Origin of the sequence: Pseudopedobacter beijingensis (genome assembly GCF_042678145.1) — a bacterium.
Taxonomy (GTDB): Bacteria; Bacteroidota; Bacteroidia; order Sphingobacteriales; family Sphingobacteriaceae; genus Pseudopedobacter; species Pseudopedobacter beijingensis.
Genome location: NZ_JBHUDG010000012.1, coordinates 140,333 through 160,915 on the forward strand (window position 1 = coordinate 140,333; position 20,583 = coordinate 160,915).

Sequence of the window (20,583 nt, forward strand, 5' to 3'; positions counted from 1 at the left end):
ACAGGAGGAGATTACTTCGTCGTAATCTCCCCACAATGACAAAAATAGAAGGTCTTCCGTTCAATTCGGGACTCATTATCGGTATAACGTCAATGATAGCACTTTGGCAAACTCAGTACAGGCTTGTCGAAACGTCTCTATCTTAACCAGAAATAGGTCTCGACTAAGCTTACCCTGAGCCCGAGGAAGGGTTCAGCCTGACAGACTCGACATTTTTGGAGACAGTCCCATGTGTTTTATAAAACTATCTTAGTAATAGGATGAAACAAAAAGAGGGGGATTTTCAAAAAACACATCTTAATAATAAATATTTAAGGTAAGGATATAATAAAAAACTTAATTTTAAACCAGAACCTAAACCCTAAACATGAAAGAAGGAACAGAATCAACCAACGAAGTGTCCAAGACATTTAAATATTGGCAAACACGAACCATTATAGTGACAATGATAGGTTATGCCATATTCTATTTTGTGCGCAAAAACTTTTCTTTTGCTATACCGGGCTTAACTGCCGAGTATGGGATAACTAAAACAAGTTTCGGTATCATCATGACGTTGGTTACTATTGTTTATGGTTTATCCCGGTTTCTTAACGGATTGATGGCAGACAGGATGAACGCCCGTTACCACATGTCTATTGGCTTGTTTCTGTGTGCTATAGCCAATTTTGCTTTTGGGTGGGGTACTGATTTGAGTGCTTCGATTACCGGAGAAACCAGCGGCCCCATGTTCACAAATACCATGGTGCTGATATTTGGTATCATCCTGATTATAAATAATTTTATCCAGGGAAGTGGTTTTCCTCCCGTAGCGCGTTTGTTAACTCACTGGATACCACAGAACGAACTGGCTACAAAAATGTCTGTGTGGAACACTTCGCATTCTATCGGTGCTGCTCTGGTAGCTATTCTTGCCGGTTATATTATGGGGTCTTTAGGGACTAATATGAGTGAGAACCCAGAGGTAATTGCGGCTATTGCTGCAAACCTGAAGGTAGACCCGACAGATGCCGAGAAAATGAAAAGTGTTATTGAATCTGCTTCTCATTACGGAGCATGGAAATGGTGTTTTTGGATTCCCGCTGGCATTGCGCTTCTTGGCTCTATAGGGTTATTCATTGGTTTGCGGGACACTCCTTCTTCTGTAGGTCTGCCTGAATTACATAAAACACATAAAAAAGGAAAAGATTCTTCTGCTGAATTTAAGGCTTTTGTGCGTAAAGCAGTTTATCGCAATAAATGGATATGGATACTGGGAATAGCTAATTTCTTCGTATATATCGTTCGTTTTGCCGTATTGGATTGGGGACCAACATTTTTGAAAGAAGCGCATGGTATGACATTGACGAGTGCCGGATGGACTGTTGCTGTTTTCGAAATTTTTGGTATAGTAGGTATGCTGGCTGCTGGCTGGGTTACCGATAAATACCTTAAAGGAAAAGCCCATCATACCTCCTTATACTGCATGATTGGTGTAGCCGTATTTATGACCATTTTCTTGTACTTACCAGATAGTACACCGTCTTGGGGGATGATACTGGTTTTAGCAATGTCGGGCTTTTTTATTTATGGTCCACAGGCGCTTATCGGGATAGCGGCAGCCAATCAGGCTACCAATAGAGCGGCAGCTACAGCTAACGGACTTACAGGTTTGTTTGGGTATGCAAGTGGTTTGGTGTCTGGTGTAGGTGTAGGTTATATGGTAGATGCTATTAATAAAGTTAATCCGGGAAAAGCCTGGGATTATGTTTTTATGATGATGATTGGTATGGCTGTACTTTGCGTATTTATTTTTGCATTGATGTGGAAAGCCAAAGCACATGGTTATGAATCTGAAGAATAATAAAAAATAAAATGAACGAATATATATATAACGATAAAGCAAGCTTAAATAGTTCTGATAAATTATACGACTGTCTGAGAAATATTAAGCATATAGCTTTGGATATGGACGGGACAATTTATAACGGAAGTACATTGTTTCCGTTTACCATTCCTTTTTTGCGTAACCTGAAAGAAATGGGTATCTCCTACTCTTTTCTAACTAATAATCCTTCTAAAAGTACAGATGACTATCTTTTACATCTGTCTAAAATGGGAATAACAGCAGATAGAGAAGAAATGTACACTTCGGCTCAGGCTACTATAGAATATATCAAAACAAATATGCCTCAGACAAAGCGTCTTTTTCTGTTGGGAACACCAAGTATGATCAGCGAATTTGAACAGGCGGGATTTATCTCTACCGCTGATGATGAGCATGATGTTCCGGATGCTGTAGTTGTGGCATTTGATATGTCTCTTACCTATTCCAGATTGTGTAGGGCCTCCTGGTGGGTATCGCAAAAAATACCTTATATAGCTACAAACCCGGATAGAGTATGTCCTACAGATAAGAACATTATATTGGTAGATTGTGGAGCTATTTATACCTGTATAGAATACGCTACGGGCAGGCTTCCAGACATTGTTATAGGAAAGCCCAATCCAGGGATGTTACAGGGGATACTGTCTCGTTATCAATTAGACCCATCGGAAGTATTAATGGTAGGCGATCGTATTTATACAGACGTTAAAATGGCCTTGAATGCGGGTGCTATAGGAGCCTTGGTGTTATCTGGAGAGACAACAATGGAGATTGTTGCTCAGGCAGAAGATGTTCCACATATTATTGCCAGAGATTTGGCAGAACTTGAGCAGATGCTTGTAGCAGCGAAGAGTTAAGTAACCTCTAGAATATAAAAAAGGGGCTATATCAATAATAAAAACATTGTCATTTGGATGAGTAGAGTGAAGAGAAATCTCTTTCCTAAGTACTTCTGAAAGAGATCCCTCTACAGCGTTCGGGATGACAAGGTCCTTTTGTGATATAGCCCCTTTTTGTATTTATACGGTTTATACCGTCATAATATCTTTTTCTTTAGCTTCTATCAGCTGATCGATTTTAGCTATAAAAGCATCTGTTATTTTCTGAACCTCAGCTTCACCTGTTTTTATCTCATCTTCAGAAACACCTTCGCTTTTTAATTTCTTAATGCTTTCATTGGTGTTCTTTCTGATATTCCTGATACTGATTTTTCCATTTTCAGCTTCCTCTTTAGCTTGTTTTACCAGGTTTTTTCTTCGTTCTTCGGTAAGTGGGGGAACATTTAATCTGACAACAGAACCATCATTTTGTGGGTTAAGTCCACAATTTGAGTTTAGTATACCTTTTTCAATTGGGCCAATCATCGATTTTTCCCATGGCTGAACTACAATAGTTCTGGCATCAGGGGTATTAATGTTAGCAACTTGAGAAAGCGGTGTTGGCGCACCATAATATTCTACAACAACGCCATCTAACATAGATGGAGAAGCTTTTCCAGCTCTTATTTTCATCAGCTCGCTGTCTGTGTGCGAAACCGATTTATTCATGGTGTCTTTAGCTTCTTCCAGTTCTAGTTTAATGAATTCGTTCATTTTTTTAGTATTTAAGCTTTGTTATTTTACTAATGTACCAATATTTTCGCCATCAATCAGTTTCATTAAGTTTCCGCCTTTGTCCATATCAAATACAATGATAGGAAGATTGTTTTCGTCACAAAGGGTAAAAGCCGTCATATCCATTACACTTAAGTCTTTTGCATAAACTTCCTGGAAACTTAAAGTATCAAACTTTGTAGCAGAAGGGTCTTTTTCAGGGTCAGCAGTATAAATACCATCTACCCGGGTTCCTTTCAATACCACATCTGCTTTAATCTCTATAGCTCTTAATGCAGCAGCAGAATCAGTAGTAAAATATGGGTTTCCTGTTCCGGCACCAAAAATAACCACACGGCCTTTTTCAAGGTGTCTGATGGCTCTTCTTCTGACATAAGGTTCGCATATTTGCTCCATTTTAATCGCAGATTGAAGTCTGGTGTATACTCCAATTGTTTCCAATGCATTTTGTAAAGCCATTGAATTGATTACGGTAGCAAGCATACCCATGTAGTCTGCCTGAGCGCGGTCCATTCCGGATTTTTCAGCACTTAAGCCTCTAAAGATATTGCCTCCGCCTATAACGACAGCAACTTCAACACCTTTTTCTTTAACGGCTTTTATCTCTTCTGCGTATTGTAATACGCGGGCATTGTCTATACCATATTGTTGCGATCCCATTAGCGACTCGCCACTTAGTTTTAGTAGAATTCTTTTGTACTTCATCAAAAGGGTGATTTTGGCAAAAATAGGAAAATTATTGTTTTGTCGACCTTAAAAGTTGTCTTTGTTCCGGATATTGGGATTGTTTGCAGATAGTATATTCTTAATTTACATAAATAAGGGCCTGAAAATCCACTTATGGCGGTTGTTGTACTCCAGTGTTGGTGCAGGGATTTTAATCATATCAGCTACGAATAATATGCTTTTTAGCCATTTTTTATTGGTGTGTATTCTTGATAAAGAAATGTCCGGGGATATATAGAAGCTTCTTGTTCTATTTAAGGCTCCGTCTGGTATTGGATGATTGTACATTTCTGCCCAAGAATTATGTACAGCACCGTACATTCCTGAGGTACCATATCCGAAAGCGAGGTTTAGCCATGAGGGAAAACTATTCTTCTTAATTATACTTTGGATATTTACACTGGCCCAATAGGTTTGAGAATTGTAGTCCTTTAATATACGTTGTCCAAATGATTCGCCATAGATTTCCTTAGCCCTATCTTTTAGATGTTGTGTTGGGTACTTTTCTTGGGTATAACCCATTTTTATACTTACAATCTGTTGGTTTAAGAAGATCTCCTGTAGGGAAAAAGTCAATGCTCCTATACCGTTTGCAGCCATATCTCCCCAACTAAATCCCCATTGGGCAGAATGACCGTCTAGTATTTCCATCATGGTTTGCATAGAAATACCACTAATAGTTCCTGCAATTGCACTTGGTATTCTTTTTAGACCAGCGTATCTCCAAACTTCTGTAGAAAGTCGGCTGTATTGGTAAGTTGTCCAGGTATGTCCCGCTTTATCCATTTGTTGCCAGTTATCATTGTCATTTTTTAAATGGAATGATGTTTTTGCATACCCTTTGTACCAAGCTTCATTCATGATGAAATAAGAACTAGATATAGCCAGTGCATGTACGGCTGAAATTGCAATAATTTTATTTTTATTTGAGTCTATCGTGTCTTTTTTTGGAAAAGTTGTTTCTGTCTCGGAATATAGAAGCTTCTGAGCAAAACAGGAGTAAGAGCATAGAAGCGATATAGCAAATGCAAGATTTTTTAGCATATTCAATTTATCACCCTTTTTCATAGCAAATAATTCATTTCTGCTTTTTAAACTGTTGCAAAATCTTTATATGTACTAAGGATAGGACGAGTTTTTACGTGGCGAAATTAATTAATTATTAACCAAAGTTGCAACGGTTTACTATTAAATAAGTTAATCTTTTATTGATCTTTAAATCTTAGAGAATGAAATAGAAAAAGCCCCATTTGTTATTAACAAATGGGGCTTTTTCTTGTTGAAGATAATACTTAAGCTCCTAAAGCAACTCTTTTGAATGAAGTAACAGTTAAACCGTTAGAAACACCGTTTAAGAAAGCTTTGATATCTTTAGAAGAGTCTTTAACGAACTCCTGGTTCAATAAAGTATTCTCTTTATAGAATTTGTTTAATTTACCAGCAGCAATTTTTTCAACCATTTCTTCTGGTTTACCTTCTGCTCTGATTTGCTCTTTTGCAATCTCTAATTCTCTTTCGATAGTTTTAGAGTCTACACCATCTTTGTCTAAAGCAACAGGGTTCATTGCTGCAATTTGCATAGCAACGTCTTTACCTGCATCTTCACCACCGTTAACAACTGCACTTAAGCCTACCAATACACCTAAACGGTAGTTACCGTGGATGTAAGGAACAACTTGTTCAGCCTGGATAGTTTCGTATTTAGAAACACCAATTTTTTCTCCGATTTTACCAGTTTGGTCAATAATCAGATCCGAAATTTTAGCTCCATTCAATTCCAAAGCTAATAAGTCCTCAAGGCTAGCAGGGTTGCTTTCAATTGCTTTGTCAGCGATAGAAGTAGCAAAAGCGATGAAGTCAGCGTTTTTAGCAACGAAGTCAGTTTCACAGTTAACTTCAACTACTACACCTCTTTTTCCGTCAGCAGTTGTTTTAGCAATAACAACACCTTCGTTAGATTCTCTATCTTGACGGCTGGCAGCAACTTTAGCTCCTTTTTTACGTAAATAATCGATTGCAGCTTCGAAGTCGCCGTTAGCTTCAACTAAAGCTTTTTTACAATCCATCATACCAGCACCAGTTTGTTGGCGCAATTTATTTACATCAGATGCTGAAATTTGTACAGACATTTTGTTCTATTTTAAAGTTTCTCTTTATAAAAGTAAGGGGTTGCTAGTTGTCAGTTGTAGCATAAACCAACAACTAAAAACCAACAACCCCTGTTTATTTAAAATTTAATTATTCGCCTTGAGCTTCTTCTGCAACTTTTTTAGACTTTTTTGCAGATTCTTCTTTAGCTTCAGGAGCGTCTACTTTAGCTTTAGCTGCCGCTGCTTCTTTTTCTGCCTCAGCATCTTTCTCTTGTTTACGCTCTTCTAAACCTTCTTCAATAGCTTTAACAATGATACCTGTAACCAAAGAAATTGATTTTGTAGCATCGTCGTTTGCCGGAATAGGGAAATCAATGTTAGAAGGATCAGAGTTTGTATCAACCATTGCAAACGTAGGGATGTTTAATTTCAACGCTTCGCTTACTGCAATGTGCTCTTTCTTTACATCTATTAAGAATAATGCAGCAGGAAGACGGTTCAAATCAGAAATACCACCTAGAAGGTTTTCTAATTTAATACGCTCACGCTGAATCATTAATTTCTCTTTTTTAGACAACACATCAAAAGTACCATCTTTGGTCATTTTGTCTATGTTAGTCATTTTTTTGATAGACTTTCTAACTGTAGTAAAGTTAGTTAACATACCGCCTAACCATCTTTCTGTTACGAAAGGCATGTTTACAGATTTTGCTTGCTCAGCAACGATATCTTTCGCTTGTTTTTTTGTAGCAACAAATAAAACTTTACGACCAGATTTTACGATTTGCTTAATTGCAGCAGCAGCCTCTTCAACTTTAACTAAAGTTTTGTTTAAGTCAATGATATGGATCCCGTTGCGCTCCATGAAAATGTATTGCGCCATTTTAGGATTCCACTTTCTGGTAAGGTGACCAAAGTGTACACCTGCATCCAATAAGTCCTGATAAGTTGTTCTTGCCATTGTTGTGTCCTCCTTAAATTAACGTTTACTGAACTGGAATTTCTTACGAGCTTTTGCTCTACCTGGTTTCTTACGCTCAACCATACGGTTATCACGTGTCATTAAGCCTTTAGCTCTTAATGCAGGTTTCCTGATCGGATCTAATTCAACAATAGCTTTAGCAATCGCTAAACGAACTGCCTCAGCCTGACCTTTTATACCGCCACCGGCAACATTTACTTTTACATCATATTGACCAGTTACCTCAGTAACGATGAATGCCTGGTTTACGATATATTGTAAAGGAAGCGTTGGGAAATATTCTGTATAATCTTTACCGTTAACGGTAATTTTGCCGTCCCCCTCAGTTAAATAGATACGGGCAACCGCAGTTTTTCTTCTTCCAGAAGTGTTTGTAACTGACATTTGTTTTCTCCTTTAATTAAAATTTAACTTCTACAGGGGTTTGCGCCGCGTGTGGATGCTCATTTCCTGCATAAACATACAAGTTTTTGAATAAAGCTCTGCCTAAACGGGTTTTTGGTAACATACCTCTAACAGCTTTCTCAATAATTCTTGTAGGATGTTTTTGTAATAATTCTTTTGGAGAAATAAAACGTTGACCTCCCGGATAACCTGTGTAACGAACATAAACTTTGTCGCCTAGTTTGTTACCAGTTAATTTAACCTTGTCTGCATTAATAACAATTACGTTATCGCCGCAGTCTACGTGTGGGGTATATCCCGGCTTGTGTTTACCTCTAATCACTTTCGCAATGTTAGAAGACAAGCGCCCCAAAATCTCGCCCTGAGCGTCAACAACAACCCATTGTTTGTTAACGGTCTTTTTGTTGGCAGAGACAGTTTTGTAACTTAACGTATTCACTTGCTTGATATTTAATTATTTAATAAAAATTATCTTTCCCTAAAATAAGGGAGTGCAAAGGTATTACAAAACTTTTAATATTCAAATAGTTGAGCCTAATATTTTTAGAGGTTAAAATTTTATGCGGCTTATAGCTTAAGATTGTTCTGTCCTGTTTCGGGATTTCTTCGGGAAAACAGGGGTGTTTCTCGAACAAGTCCCGAAGCGTTCCCGAAGAGATCTGAGAATATGTGGCAAAATACAGCAACTGTAGGAAAAAACAGGCAATTGTGTTTAGAATATGAAGAAAGGGCGATTGGGGATGGAAAAATATTTATAGTTTAGCAAAATATTATTAGCTTTAAAAATATTATGCCTTTTTATAAACCTGTATTTAGCTGTTTAGTGGCAATATGTGTAATTATTGTTAATCCATCCATGGCGTTGTTTGCTTTTTCTAAAACAGAAAAAGACTCCTTAGAAGTCAGTAACTTCTGGAAGTTTGCTCCCGAAAACATTAGAAATAATATTACGCTTGATAATGTTGTAAAGGGAGAAGAATTAAATAATGCATTGTCTAAGAACTGGAGCGAGTCTTTAATGGGCAGGGTGGCAGGCCTTAAGCTTGTGGGAACCGATATGGGGACCTTATCCAAAGTGAGTGTTTTATTAAGGGCGGGGCAGTCTCTGACAGGAATTGAAGAAGCATTAATTGTTGTGGATGGTGTGCCGATACGTGAAAATTGGCTGCAAGGGACTTATGGTAATATCCTTTCTGATATTGCCGCAGATGATATTGATCGTATCGAGATTTTAAAAGATTATGCGGCGGTGGCTGTTTTTGGAGCAGAGGGTAGAAATGGAGCAGTACTGATACATACTAAAAGGGCGGATAAAGTAACGGAAAAATTTTCTGTCCGGTTTAATTCAAATAGTACAATGGAAAATGTGAACCATTGGATAGACCGGCAATATGAATATGGGCAGGGAGCTTCCGGAGAAAATTATTATTCATTTACAGATTCTGAAGATGGTAGAAGAACAGGCGGTACGCGGCAGGACTGGGGAGCGAAATTTGCTGGTCAGAATTTTTATCAGTACGATCCTGTGACAAGAGGTACTGGAAGTATCCGTACGCCCTGGGTACCTTATAAAGATAATATCAAAGATTTTTTTAATACCGGTATGACCTTTACAAATAATGTAGCATTAGAGGTGGCTGAGGGTATAATAAAGACAAGGATTTCTTATACCAATGTAAATAATAAGTGGATAGTTCCTGATGATGGTTATTCCAAAAATAATTTAGGAATCTCTTTAGCTGTTAATCCTATAAAAAAATTGACTATAAGTTCTCAGATAAGCTACTCTTTAACCAAATCCGATCATTTATCTGTAAATAGTGGTACAAATAGCCTGATGTCTAATTTGCATCGTTTGTCTTCGAGTATGGATCTGAACTGGTTTAAAGATTATTGGGAACGCGGAAAAGAAGGGGAACAGCTTTTTTACCCATTCTCTATCACTTTCGTAAGTCCATATTTTTTTAATGACGAAAATTATACAGGATTGGATCGTAAGAGATGGCGAGGCGATATAAAGGCACAATATGATATTGTTAAAGGTCTTTTTTTTATGGTAAGGGCAAATCTGGACGATTTAGGGTCAGAAGAAGAAGCATCGAGAGTTTCGGCAGCAATAGGAGCTTATCCTTCTGATAGTTTTTTAAAACTGAAAAATAAACAACAGGGCGGAGATGCTTCTTTGGTTTATAAGAGCAACATCGGCAAAATTCATTATACAGGAGCTTTTGGGGTAAATACTTCTAAGCATAGGTATTCTATAGAAAAACAAACTACTCAATTTGGGGGACTCACGTCTTTTTATGCTTCTATAGCAGAAAATAAGCAGCATGCTTACTATACGTATGGCTCTGTGGGGTACGGTAGCTGGGGCGATGTGAATATTTCGTACAGAAAAGATAGATATACTTATAGTTTAGATCCCTCGTACTTGTCGACGTTTGTAGTTGGTGGGGCTTTACGTTTTGCAGACTTGATTAATCTTTCCCAAATCAATCAACTGAATTTAAGGTTGAACCATGCGGAGTATATGAACAGTGAGTTTTTCTTCGCAACTTATATGAACAAAAAAAGCAAGACCAACGAAATTAGTCTGGATATCGGTCTTTTTAAGAAGTTAGACTTTGGTTTTTCATGCTACTCCAAGAAAGAAAGGCAGATGACTCACTATATAGGCCTTTTTCATCCAAATACTCCCCTTTTAATAGAATTTGGGGATTCAAAAAACCGTGGATATGAAGGGTATTTCAATTTTAAGTCCCTGGAAAGCACAGATGTAAATTTGGATCTATATGGTATATTTTCCTACACAAGTACGCGTTGGTATGGAGCAAGCGATCAAAACAGGCCTACAGAATTTTTAAGTCATTTGTTCGAAAGAGGTTATGGGGGGATTTCTTCTCGTGATGGAGAGCAGATAAATCAGATTTATGGACATGGCTTTGAGAGAGGGCCTGCTGGTGAAGTTCTGCATTATGATTATTCTACAAATTCTACTGTTTCGGGTCTCCCTATAGTGGATGACACCAACAATAAAGGATTAGGTAATAGTTATGCGCCTTATCAGGCAGGATTGGGTGCCGGGGTAAAAATAAAGAATGTAAATTTTAATATTCTTTTTGATGGTAGCTGGGGAGGGCATGCTTTCTCGCTTACCCATGCTGTTTTGGCAACAGAAGGTAAATTAAGTAAAACCCTGAAAGGTAGGGAAGAGGGCGTGATTGGAGACGGTGTTGTGGAAGCAAGTGGTGCATATAAGCAGAATACAACCCCGGTGCCTGCACATTTATATTATAACGGCTATTACTCTATACAGAATACCGAAGCAAATGTATTTAGTACTGATTATATAAAGTTAAGGGAAGCCAGGCTAGATTATACCTTTAATAAGTTTAGAACGGGAAATTCATTTGTTAAGAATATGAGAGTGGGGGTTTATGCCAGAAACCTTTTTGTGCTGACAGATTGGCCAGGGTATGACCCTGAAGTGTCAACTACTATTATGGATAATTCAGGGAATCGGAAAGTGGTTTTAGGTTATGAGTCAAATCAGTATCCGTCAACAAGAACCTTCGGCTTGAATTTCTCGATAGGGATATAAGTATCTGTTTAATAATGAGTTATTTGGTGTTTCTAGGTTAGAGGCTGCTTTGTGTCTACCATTGACGTTATTTACAAAAAGCTCACAATCAAGAATTTTCGCTCTTACCTCTCCGGCCTCTTGACCGGCTAGGTCAAGTTCCTTTTATTTATGGTTTTTATTTGTTTTTAAAAAGGTATTCATGAATGCTTCGCATGTTCCCTCAAAAAGGAACCAAAAACTCTCCGCTACGTACAATTCTTTGAAAGATTCTACTTAGGCTTAACCTCTGCCAACCGAATTGTGCTGATGCGGAATTTAAGCAGAATGGTTGACCCTGCTTTAGCTTGATTACCGAAATACAATTCAAAAGTCATTTTATATTGATTTATATTACAATATATTCAGCCTCGCAGTGACGTTCCTGTTTTTATTTTTGAGAGAGCTTGTTTCTGTTTTTCGGAAAGGTAGACCAAACAATCTCATCGCTATATAAATTCTTGAATGAATTTTAAACAGGCTCTAAGTATATTCGTTTATCTGTTATAAAGTTAAAGCTCCATAATCATTCTGGTTTTGGGTAGAAAATATTACGCTTATTGTTCTTTACATAACAAAGGTTGTGCTTTTATTCTTAAATTGTGAAATCTATTCTTTTTTATTTCTAATTATTCTTTTTTGTTTTCTTTTTTGTAGATTAGGTCTTGATTTGTGTTTCAAATAATATAACAACTAACATTATAACTAGATTTCCGGTCAATGAGTAAGTATGTTTTATCCCTGGATCAGGGAACTTCAAGTTCCCGAGCTATTATTTTTGATGATAAAGGGCAGCAAATAGCTGTCGCTCAAAAAGAGTTTAGGCAAATTTATCCACAATCGGGTTGGGTAGAACATGATGCTCAAGAAATTTGGGAAACGCAATATGCCATGGCTGTAGAGGCAATAAATAAGTCGAAAGTTTCTTTTTCTGCTATCAAAGCAATAGGTATAACTAATCAGCGAGAAACTACGTTGGTGTGGGATAAAGCGACTGGGGAGCCGATATATCATGCTATTGTATGGCAGGATAGGAGAACAGCTGGTTTTTGCGAAGAACTGGTGGAGAAAGGGAAGAAGGATTTCATTAACCAGAAAACAGGACTTTTGATAGATGCTTATTTTTCGGCAACTAAGCTGAAGTGGATATTGGATAATGTGGAAGGGGCCAGAAAAAGAGCGGAAAACGGAGAGTTATTGTTTGGTACTATGGATACCTGGCTAATCTGGAAGCTCACTAAAGGCGATGTGCATGTTACTGATGTTACCAATGCTTCCAGAACTATGCTATATAATATTAATCATCTGGACTGGGACACAGAGTTGCTGGACCTTTTTGAGATACCCAGACAAGTGCTTCCACAAGTAAAATCATCAAGTGAGGTATATGGCTATACTGCAGAAGGGGTTTTTGAGCAATCTTTGCCCATCGCAGGAATTGCGGGCGATCAGCAAGCGGCACTTTTTGGGCAGCTGTGTACCCAGTCCGGAATGGTGAAAAACACTTACGGAACGGGTTGTTTTATGTTGATGAATGTTGGCGAAAAACCGGTTCTGTCCTCGAATAAATTATTAACTACTATTGCCTGGCAAATCAACGGGAAAGTTAATTATGCCTTAGAAGGTAGTGTGTTTATGGCAGGTGCCATAGTGCAGTGGCTGAGAGATGGTTTGCAAATTATTAAATCATCTTCGGAGGTTGAAGAATTGGCTTCAACAAGTGAAGATAACGGAGGTGTTTATGTAGTTCCTGCTTTTACAGGTTTAGGTGCCCCATATTGGAATGCTAAAGCTAAAGGGACCATTTTTGGTTTGAGCAGGGGAAGCGAATCTGCGCATATTGCCCGCGCAGCATTGGAAAGTATTGCCTACCAGGTAATGGATGTGCTAAATGCCATGGAGGCAGATTCAGGAATAAAAATCAGCGAGCTCCGTGTAGATGGAGGAGCCGTGGTGAATAATCTGCTGATGCAGTTTCAGGCAGATGTTTTGGGTGCAGTTGTTGTTCGTCCACAAATTAGCGAAACAACAGCTGTAGGGGTTGCTTATCTGGCCGGATTAGCTGTGGGTGTTTGGGAAGATGTTGATGAAATACAGCAACAATGGGTAATAGATAAGAAATTTACTTCGCAACATTCTGAAGTGGTCAATGAGAATATCAATCAATGGAAAAGAGCGGTGAAAGCGGTAACCTATTGGACTGAAATATAATATTATGAACCAGTTTTTGGCAGAATATTTAGGAACTTTAATCATGATCTTATTAGGGAATGGCGTTGTGGCAAATGTTATTCTGCAGGGGACTAAAGGAAATGGATCTGGTTGGATTGTGATTACTACGGGCTGGGCTTTGGCGGTGTTTTGTGGGGTGGTTATTGCCGGACCGTATAGCGGAGCGCATTTAAACCCTATCGTAACGCTGGCTTTGGCTATTGCAGGAAAGTTTGACTGGAATTTATTTCCTTGCTTTTTTGCGGCTCAGTTGCTAGGAGCTACTTCCGGAGCTTTTTTAGTTTGGTTTTTATATAAAGACCATTTTGATAAAACCGAAGATGAGGCTACGCGGGCTGCGTGTTTTTATACTGCACCGGCTATAGAGAATAAAGGCAGAAATTTATTCAATGAAATCATTGGCACCTTTGTTCTTATTTTTGTAATCTTTCATTTTACCGGTGCCGAGATTAAGTCGCCGGATATTATTCCGGTAGGTCTGGGGTCATTAGGCGCTTTACCCGTAGCCTTTTTAGTCTGGGGTATAGGGCTTTCTTTAGGTGGGACTACCGGTTATGCGATAAATCCCGTAAGAGATTTAGGTCCTCGTATAGCTTATTTTATAATAAATGGTTTTAAGCTGCAGTATTTTAGAGCTGCATATTCATGGATCCCCATATTAGGGCCTGTTATAGGGAGTTTAATGGCAGCTTATTTTTATGTTTTGATTTCTGGATAGTCTATAAAAGAGTTTGTGTTTCAGTAGATTAAGTGGTTTGAAAAAATGTTTGCATTTGTCTGAAGAAGTCCATATTTTAGTAATAAAAAGATTTATAACGAAAGAAATTGTAAACCTGTAATATTTCGAAATGTTTCGGTCGCTGTAAGTGTAAGATAAAGTGCCTGCTCTTTCTATTTGTTTTAATGTGTTGAAAAAGAGCGGTTTGTTTTGATGAGAAGGGCATGGTAAGGTGGAGGAATCAAGAATTTTCAAATTAATCCATTATTAATAATTTGTTAATCTTGGTTATCCATTTTTGCAATGTGTTAGCGGAGTTTTTACAGCGTTAAATGTTAAATGATTTGTGGCTATGAGTGAATTTTCAGATCAACAAGTTATTGCGCTTTTGAAAGATAGCGAAGAAAAGGGATTAACCATTCTTTTTAAGAAGTATTGGAGTTTCCTCTATTCGGTTGCCTTTAATGTGTTTAGGGATAAGGATGTCTGTGAGGATATCGTTCAGGAAATCTTTTTGAAAATTTGGGAGAAGAGGGAAGAGTTGGAGATACGGACTTCCTTGAAAACATATCTTCTATCAAGTGTTAAATACGAGGTGTACAGGCAACTTAAGAAAGAGCAAGCAAAATCTCCTATTACTACAGAAGTTTCCGAATCATTATTTGCCGCTTCCGTTGAAAAAAATCTAGAACATAAAGAGCTGGTTCATAATATCGCATCAGCGGTAAATTCTTTACCTCCAAAATGTAAGGAAATATACCAATTAAGTCGTAACGAGTATCTTTCTCATAAAGAAATAGCTCATAAAATGAATATTTCTACGAAAACAGTAGAGAATCATCTAACCAAAGCACTTAAACATTTGAAGGTAAGCATAGGTTCTTTTCTTTTTTGATTTCTTTGGTAAAAAAGCGGTGTTTTTTCTAGCATTTGACCTATGGGCTGAATAGGCTAAAAAATCCATGACAGGACACTTTTCCAAAAATCACCTTATTTATCCTTATCTCTTCTGAAGCTACTTTGAGTAAAATAACGCCCTTTTTCTTTGAGCTTAGTGTATTGTTAGAGTTGTAGGCGTTGTTTTGTGTTGAAGCCCAATAGCCTCTGAAATCAGGTTAATCTGAGCTGATTAATGTTGTGTTTTCTGCTTTATTAAGCCTTTATAGTCTGGTTTTTCTAAAAACTAAAACTACCTAAGGAATGAGATGCTTGATAGATAAGCTTAAGAAGTGCTTAAGAAGTGTTAGAGAAGTGTTAAACATGTATGGATGTTGTGATTGAATAAGGCAGTAGCTTAGTGTATAAATACGGATAATGAAATCATATAAGTTGAACGTGTAACAATGTGTTCCGGACCTTATCTTATTTATATTTTTCTTATCCTGCACTCCGGTTTATAAGGCGTTTTACAATAATCAATTTAAACAAGCAAAAAAAATATTTAAGAAAAAAATCATTTACGAGTAGGGGATTGGTACTTCTAAATACTCTTAGGTATAAAAAGAGTTGTTGTGGCAGATAAATCAAAAATATTATACCTCTTAGAACGGTCGTTGCAGGGTAAATCTTCAGAAGAAGAAGAAAGAGAGTTGGAGAAGATTCTTCTGGGGGAGGATAATGCCTCTATAAATTCTTTTGATAATGAGCTACAAAAGCAGGAAACAGAAGAGGTTTTACTGGAGAAAATCCACTATTTGAAAAACAAATCTAAAAGGGGAGGAAGTAAATTCTATGCAATAGCAGCCAGCTTATTATGTTTTTTATTGGCAGGTGCTTTGTATATGAAGTATTCCAGCTCCTATACCCCTCCCGTAAATGCTACAGTAGAAAAAAAAGAAAATTATACCGATGAAAACAAAGGGGTAACACTCACTCTTGGAGACGGTTCTGTTCTTAATCTGAATGAAAGTCAGCAGGGAGCAATAGGAAATCAAGCCAATGTGGAAATTCATAATCAGGAGGGGACACTTCTTTATAAACCATCTTCAGAAAATGGGGAGGAGAAAGTCGCTTTTAATATTGTTAATACTAACAGGGGAACACAATACCATCTGGTGCTTTCCGACGGAACACAGGTTTGGATGAATGGCGATTCGGAATTGAAGTTTCCTGCTCGTTTTAATGGGGAAGAACGTATAGTCTCCTTGTCTGGAGAAGCATATTTTGAGGTTGCTAAGGATAAGAAGCCGTTCAAGGTAGATGTTAAAACAACAACGGTGAAAGTATTAGGGACACATTTTAATATTAAGGCGTATAAGGATGAAGCATCTTTAAAGACAACTTTATTGGAAGGATCTGTGCAGCTATCTAATTCTGGTCAAGAGAAAATACTTAAACCAGGGCAGGAGGCAATTTGTACAGAAGGGAAGAATGGTATAACCATCAAAGAAGTGGATGCTGAATTGGCAATAGGTTGGAAGGTAGGCTTGTTTACTTTTAATGATGAGCCACTGGATAAAGTACTACAGCAAATTGGACGCTGGTATGATAAAGAGATAATTTTTGCCAGTGCACACAACAAAGTGCTGTTCTCAGGTGTTATCCCTGTAAAAGAAAATCTTGAGAAATCTTTGGGGCCTGTAGCAGAAGCTGCAAACGTGAAATTTACGCTTAAAGACAATAAAATTATAGTGAATAATAAATATTAAACTAACCAGATAAATATGACTTGAAAAATACAATAAAAAAGAGGCTATAGATACAAAAGCCACCCCGGATTGCGGCCGGGATGGAAAGTTTGGTCTATACAACAGTACTCTAAGACAAGCAATGAGTGAAATTTGCGGTATTAACCTTTAAACTAAATAAATGTATGAAAGAAAAAATGCATTTAAAAGCCCTTAAAGTTTTTTTAGGGAAAAATATTCTATCTATTCTATTAGAACATCGGTTCAAAAAAATCTATCGACTTATGAGGTACACTGCGATAGTTTTATTGTTAGCGGTTATGCAAGTAAGTGCAGCATCTTATGCACAAAAAGTGACGCTGAATAAGAAAAATGCAAATCTGGTTGAAGTATTAAAAGAAATCAGAAAACAAACGGGTTATTATTTTATCTATACCAATGAGGTTATAGAAAATTCAAAACCTATAGACATCAACGTTAAGGACAAGAATATACAAGAGGTTCTGGGCGATATCTTAGCCGGACAGGGAGTGGATTATTCTGTTAAAGACCAATCTGTTGTCTTGAAGTTGAGTACAGTTAAGCAGGATAACTCGGTTACTGTCAAAGGGAAAATTATTAGCGAAGATGATAAACAGCCGGTTATTGGTGCCTCTATTACAATGTCAGGTAATAGACATTTAGGGGTCACTGATGCTAACGGACAGTTCAATATCAAAGTAAATAAAGGGGTAGAAGTTACTTTTTCCAGTATAGGGTTTGTATCTCAAAAACGGGTGTTTACCAATAATGAGAACAATGTAACCATCACTTTTAAAGTTGATAATAAAGTGTTAAGTGAGGTTGTGGTAACTGCGTTGGGGATAAAGAGAGAGGAGAAAGCGTTGGGTTATGCGGTAACTCAGGTGACAGGAGAACAGCTAACAGACGCTTTATCTAATAACTGGACAGATGCATTGTCTGGCAAGGTTGCAGGATTGAATCTAGTGAGATCAGGAGGAGGGCCTTCTGGTTCTAATAAGATTATATTAAGAGGAGAAAATAATCTTACCGGAGATAATGAAGCCTTAATTGTTGTAGATGGCGTTGTTATCAATCAGGGAAGCGGTAGGGCAACAGGCACTGGACATGGGGCTTATCTTTCGGATGATTCGCCGGTTGATTTCGGTACCGGACTTAATGATATCAATCCTGAGGATATAGAGAGCGTGTCTGTTTTAAAAGGGCCAGGGGCATCTGCATTATATGGACAGCGAGGGGCTAATGGGGCAGTTATTATTACTACAAAATCGGGAAAACCAAGAGCGAAGGGCATTGGAGTTACCATTAACTCAAATACATCTTTGCAGACCATATCCAGATGGCCAGATTATCAATATGAATATGGGCAAGGTTTAAATGGCGACGACTATTATTCTTATTTGCTAACTGCGGATGGACCAAGTACAAAAGCGACGAGTTCTGCTTGGGGGCCAAAGTTTGATGGGCAGTATTTTTTTCAATACGACCCTGTAACGCATACAACGGCAACAGAAAGGACTCCCTGGGTAGCATATCCTAATAATAGAAAAGGTTTTTTTGATACTGGTCGTACCTTTACTAATTCGGTAACATTAGATGGTGGAACAGCCAGAACCTCAGTAAGATTTTCTTTAACAAACGTAGACAATACGTGGATTATTCCTAATACCGGTTATAAGAGAAACACATTGGCATTGTCAGCCAGTCAAAAAGCAACCGATAAATTGCAGATTTCAACCAAGATCAACTATACTAATAAATGGAGTGATAATTTACCCTCTACAGGATATAATAATCAGTCTATTATGTATTGGAATATAGCTTGGGTTCCAAATGCAGATATTGATTGGTTAAAAGACTATTGGATGCCGGGGCAAGAGAATATTAAGCAAAGCTATCCATTTAGTAGCTATCCTGACAACCCTTATTTGATAGCTAATCAGATGCTTAATAAATCTAATAGAAATGGAATTACAGGGAATGTACAAGCAACCTATAATTTTACTTCTGAGCTTAGTTTGATGGTTAAAACCTCTTTGGATTTTGCTTATGAAAGCAGAAGCCAACAGAGACCCTATGATACTGAGAAGTTTAGAAAAGGAATGTATAGAACACAAGGGATTTTTTCTCAGGAAATGAGTAGTGATTTTCTCATAAAATATGACAAAAAGATAAATTCAGACATTAAAGTTACGGTGTCAGGAGGAGGAAGTACTCTGAAAAATAGTTATATTAAGGATGAACTAAGAGCGGATTCTCTGTTGTACCCAGGAGTATATACACTAGCTAATAAGGCAGGTGTTTTAGAGGCGTTGCCTTATAGGTCTAATTATATAATGAACAGCTTCTATGGTTTGGGAACGTTTGCTTATAAAGACTATTTATTTGTGGATGTTACTGCCAGAAATGACTGGAATAGTGTTTTAGCAACTCCTACTTCTACCAAGAACGTATCATTCTTCTATCCTTCTATGAATGTGAGTGCGGTAATATCTGATATGTTTCAAATGCCGGCATCTATTTCTTTTGCAAAGGTTAGAGCTTCTATTGCAAAGGTGGGAAGTGGTTTGACAACACCTTATACTACTTCATACAGTTATATGTCAGAAAGTAATTTTATTGGGGGACTGTCTAATCCAACGCGTTTACCAAATGAGGATTTAAAGCCACTGAAAACCATCAGTTACGAGGTGGGTACAGATGTAAGGTTATTCAAAAATAGATTAGGAATAGATTTGTCTTTGTATAAAAGTGATACCAAGGACCAGATATTATACAGAACCATTGATAGGGCTGCGGGTGGAAGCACGGCAGTTGCAAACGCTGGTTTAGTTCGTAATAAAGGGATTGAGCTTGCATTGAACGGCTCTCCTCTAAAGAGTAAAAAAGGTCTGAACTGGAATATCAATGCCACGTTTGCTGCCAATAAAAATAGTGTAGTGTCTTTGGTTGATACCTCTAGACAAATGACTCTTCAAGTTGGGCCTGGTAGTAGGGGGGCTATTAATGCAACTGTAGGAGGAAGTATGGGTGACCTGTATGGATTAGGTTATAACCGTGCCCCAGGAGGTCAGATTATTTATGTAAATGGTTATCCTACATTAACAACCGATCTGATTTATATTGGTAATACAAACCCTCAATGGAAAGCAGGGTTAAATAATCAGTTTAAGTATAGACAATTTGCTTTAAACTTCCTGTTAGACGGTCAGTATGGAGCCAAGGCGTTTTCTCTAACAGCGAGAAATTTATCTGAACAAGGAAAACTGAAAACTACACTGCCCGGTAGGTATAATGGAATTATTGGCAATGGGGTTGTTGCTAATGGGGATGGTACTTATAGTCCTAATACTCAAATTGCCGGTGATGTGGAAACCTATTATAAAATGCATTATGGAGGAGATAATGTGGAGGGAGCTAGCTATTCTACAGACTTTATTAAGTTACGTGAAGCAAGATTAACTTATCAGTTCTCAGCCAAACTTGTTAAAAAAATGGGTGTACAAAAGGCAAACATAGCCTTTTATGGAAGAGACTTGTTTATGGTAACCAGTTGGCCAGGTTTTGATCCCGAATTTGGAACCTTAGGCAATGGAGATATTAACAAAGGGTTTGAAATTGGGCAATTTCCCGCAACAAGTACCTTTGGTTTAAACTTAATTGTAGGATTTTAATCTATTAGC

The 20,583-nt window shown here is 37.7% G+C and carries 15 protein-coding genes; 8 read left to right on the top strand and 7 right to left on the bottom strand.

The window, feature by feature from the left end:
* The first annotated feature begins 367 nt into the window (after positions 1 to 367).
* Both ACFSAH_RS08415 and ACFSAH_RS08420 read left to right on the top strand, forming a co-directional pair.
* On the top strand, positions 368 to 1,843 hold the full coding sequence (locus ACFSAH_RS08415; protein ID WP_379662276.1) for an MFS transporter: 1,476 nt from the start codon (positions 368 to 370) through the stop codon (positions 1,841 to 1,843).
* Positions 1,844 to 1,854: 11 nt separating this feature from the next.
* Complete coding sequence (locus ACFSAH_RS08420) at positions 1,855 to 2,724, top strand: HAD-IIA family hydrolase (RefSeq protein ID WP_379662277.1); 870 nt, start codon at positions 1,855 to 1,857, stop codon at positions 2,722 to 2,724.
* Positions 2,725 to 2,895: 171 nt separating this feature from the next.
* Here ACFSAH_RS08420 and frr read toward each other — a convergent pair whose 3' ends face one another.
* The 7 genes from frr to rplM form a co-directional block, all read right to left on the bottom strand.
* On the bottom strand, positions 2,896 to 3,459 hold the full coding sequence (gene frr, locus ACFSAH_RS08425) for a ribosome recycling factor (RefSeq protein WP_379662278.1): 564 nt from the start codon (positions 3,457 to 3,459) through the stop codon (positions 2,896 to 2,898).
* A 21-nt stretch (positions 3,460 to 3,480) separates the two neighbouring features.
* A complete protein-coding gene (pyrH, locus tag ACFSAH_RS08430) occupies positions 3,481 to 4,185 on the bottom strand; it encodes a UMP kinase (protein ID WP_379662279.1) in 705 nt (234 codons plus the stop codon).
* 105 nt (positions 4,186 to 4,290) lie between these two features.
* The gene (locus ACFSAH_RS08435) at positions 4,291 to 5,250 is read right to left on the bottom strand and encodes a DUF2279 domain-containing protein (protein WP_379662280.1); all 960 of its coding nucleotides are present in this window, start codon (positions 5,248 to 5,250) and stop codon (positions 4,291 to 4,293) included.
* Between the two features lie 248 nt (positions 5,251 to 5,498).
* Complete coding sequence (tsf, locus tag ACFSAH_RS08440) at positions 5,499 to 6,335, bottom strand: translation elongation factor Ts (RefSeq protein ID WP_379662281.1); 837 nt, start codon at positions 6,333 to 6,335, stop codon at positions 5,499 to 5,501.
* 109 nt (positions 6,336 to 6,444) lie between these two features.
* A complete protein-coding gene (gene rpsB, locus ACFSAH_RS08445) occupies positions 6,445 to 7,257 on the bottom strand; it encodes a 30S ribosomal protein S2 (protein ID WP_379662282.1) in 813 nt (270 codons plus the stop codon).
* A gap of 18 nt (positions 7,258 to 7,275) precedes the next feature.
* A complete protein-coding gene (gene rpsI, locus ACFSAH_RS08450) occupies positions 7,276 to 7,662 on the bottom strand; it encodes a 30S ribosomal protein S9 (protein ID WP_379662283.1) in 387 nt (128 codons plus the stop codon).
* Between the two features lie 16 nt (positions 7,663 to 7,678).
* Positions 7,679 to 8,122 (bottom strand): 50S ribosomal protein L13, encoded by a 444-nt coding sequence (rplM, locus tag ACFSAH_RS08455; RefSeq protein ID WP_379662284.1) that lies wholly within the window; start codon positions 8,120 to 8,122, stop codon positions 7,679 to 7,681.
* A gap of 351 nt (positions 8,123 to 8,473) precedes the next feature.
* Here rplM and ACFSAH_RS08460 point away from each other — a divergent pair, with 351 nt between their 5' ends.
* The 6 genes from ACFSAH_RS08460 (at position 8,474) to ACFSAH_RS08485 (ending at position 20,574) form a co-directional block, all read left to right on the top strand.
* A complete protein-coding gene (locus tag ACFSAH_RS08460; protein WP_379662285.1) occupies positions 8,474 to 11,284 on the top strand; it encodes a TonB-dependent receptor plug domain-containing protein in 2,811 nt (936 codons plus the stop codon).
* A 738-nt stretch (positions 11,285 to 12,022) separates the two neighbouring features.
* Positions 12,023 to 13,513 carry a glycerol kinase GlpK gene (gene glpK, locus ACFSAH_RS08465; RefSeq protein ID WP_379662286.1) on the top strand — a complete coding sequence of 497 codons (1,491 nt, stop codon included), beginning with the start codon at positions 12,023 to 12,025 and terminating at the stop codon, positions 13,511 to 13,513.
* A 4-nt stretch (positions 13,514 to 13,517) separates the two neighbouring features.
* Positions 13,518 to 14,252, top strand: a complete 735-nt coding sequence (locus tag ACFSAH_RS08470) for an MIP/aquaporin family protein (RefSeq protein WP_379662287.1) — start codon at positions 13,518 to 13,520, stop codon at positions 14,250 to 14,252.
* A gap of 352 nt (positions 14,253 to 14,604) precedes the next feature.
* Positions 14,605 to 15,147: an RNA polymerase sigma factor gene (locus ACFSAH_RS08475; RefSeq protein ID WP_379662288.1), complete on the top strand. Its 543-nt coding sequence runs from the start codon at positions 14,605 to 14,607 to the stop codon at positions 15,145 to 15,147.
* 616 nt (positions 15,148 to 15,763) lie between these two features.
* Positions 15,764 to 16,900 (top strand): FecR family protein, encoded by a 1,137-nt coding sequence (locus tag ACFSAH_RS08480; protein ID WP_379662289.1) that lies wholly within the window; start codon positions 15,764 to 15,766, stop codon positions 16,898 to 16,900.
* Between the two features lie 299 nt (positions 16,901 to 17,199).
* A complete protein-coding gene (locus ACFSAH_RS08485) occupies positions 17,200 to 20,574 on the top strand; it encodes a SusC/RagA family TonB-linked outer membrane protein (protein ID WP_379662290.1) in 3,375 nt (1,124 codons plus the stop codon).
* The last annotated feature ends 9 nt before the right edge of the window (positions 20,575 to 20,583 follow it).